Here is a 1,668-nt window from a genome sequence, read left to right on the forward strand (position 1 = left end):
CCCGGATTTCCCAGATGGTGCTGCGATTTCGTGACAGCGACTGCCAAATCTGATATAGAAATCAAGGCGGTACGGACGATCTGAGGGGCTGGATATGGGGATGGCGGCGGGTGAAACGGAATCGGGCGATCTGCGGGTCGCTTTCGACCGTCGCCTCAAGTTGGAGTTCCACGGCTCGAAGGTGACATCGGACGCCGGGCTGCTCGCCTTCCGGGAACTGGACGACGCCCTCGGCCTGACCGAGATGGCCGGGCAGGTGCTGGCCGACAACAGGACCGGCAAGAACAACCGTCACACCCTGACGGCGCAGTTTCGGCAATCGGTGTTCGGCCGCCTCGCCGGGTACGAAGATGTCAACGACGCCGACAGCCTCGGCCATGATCCGGCGATGCGCTGGATCGTCGGCGGCAGGGCTGTGACCAAGGAGGCCGCGTCCACCAGCCAGATGGGGCGGTTCGAGACCGGGGTGCTGACCGGCAAGCCGAACCTCGCTGCCCTGACTGACTTGTCAGGAAAATGGATCGACGCGGTTCATGCCCGCCGTCCCACCAACGTCGTGGTGCTGGATATGGACAGCAGCGTCAGCCCGACCCATGGCGAGCAGGAAGGCACCGCCTACAACGGCCATTTCGGCTGCACCTGCTACCATCCGCTGTTCGTGTTCAACCAGTTTGGCGACCTTGAACGCAGCGCCCTTCGATCCGGCAACGTCCACAGCGCCGATGACTGGCGCGCGGTGCTGGAACCGGTGGTGGGGCGGTATCGGGACAGAACCAAGCGGCGGTTCTTCCGGGGCGATGCGGCTTTCGCCCTGCCCGACCTGTACGACTATTTGGAGGCCGAGGGCTACAAGTACACCATCCGCCTCAAGGCCAACACGGTCCTTCAGAGCCACATCGCCCACCTGCTCAAGCGCCCGGTCGGTCGTCCTCCGAAATACGTCCAGCGGTTCTACGCCAGCTTCAGTTATCAGGCCAAGTCATGGAGCCGGAAGCGCCGCGTGGTCGCCAAGGTCGAATGGCATCCCGGTGAACTGTATCCACGTGTCGGCTTCATTGTCACCAATCTGACCCGCCCCGCCGCCCGCGTGACCGCCTTCTACAACCAGCGTGGCACGGCGGAGCAGTACATCAAGGAAGGCAAGAACGCGGTGAAGTGGACCCGGCTGTCTTGCCGGACGATGAAGGCCAACGCGGTGCGGCTTCAGCTTCACGCCCTGGCCTACAACCTCTCCAACTTCCTGCGCACCCTGGCCCTGCCGGAAGAGTTGGAAAGCTGGTCGCTGACCACCATCCGCGAGAAGGTGGTCAAGATCGGCGCGAAGGTGATCGCCCACGCCCGCTACGCCGTCTTCCAAATGGCCGAGGTCGCGGTGCCGCGTGATCTGTTCCAGCGCATCCTCGACATGATCGACGATCTGCGACCACGAGAGCTCGCGCCATGCTGATAGCTGGGAGCGTCGGCAAGAGGCGGATGACAGGCGAAGTGTGCCCCCGCCATCGCAAAACAAGCTGGGATCGCGCCAGCGGAGTCGATCCTGGCGGTCGAGGTCGCGATTTTGCTGCTGCTGCGGCTATCGCCGCGCCATTCCGCCTTCCAATTGGGCCGGAATTTTGCCATTCTGCCGTCAATCAGGGGCGTATGGACCGCCCATATGGGGAATGTCGG

Annotated in this window: 1 protein-coding gene; it reads left to right on the forward strand. The window is 63.4% G+C overall.

All coding sequences use genetic code 11. The features are described 5' to 3' along the window. The first annotated feature begins 94 nt into the window (after positions 1–94). Positions 95–1,447: an IS1380 family transposase gene (locus tag A6A05_RS03140; RefSeq protein WP_082910659.1), complete on the forward strand. Its 1,353-nt coding sequence runs from the start codon at positions 95–97 to the stop codon at positions 1,445–1,447. Positions 1,448–1,668: the final 221 nt, after the last annotated feature.

Origin of the sequence: Magnetospirillum moscoviense (genome assembly GCF_001650635.1) — a bacterium.
GTDB lineage: Bacteria > Pseudomonadota > Alphaproteobacteria > Rhodospirillales > Magnetospirillaceae > Magnetospirillum > Magnetospirillum moscoviense.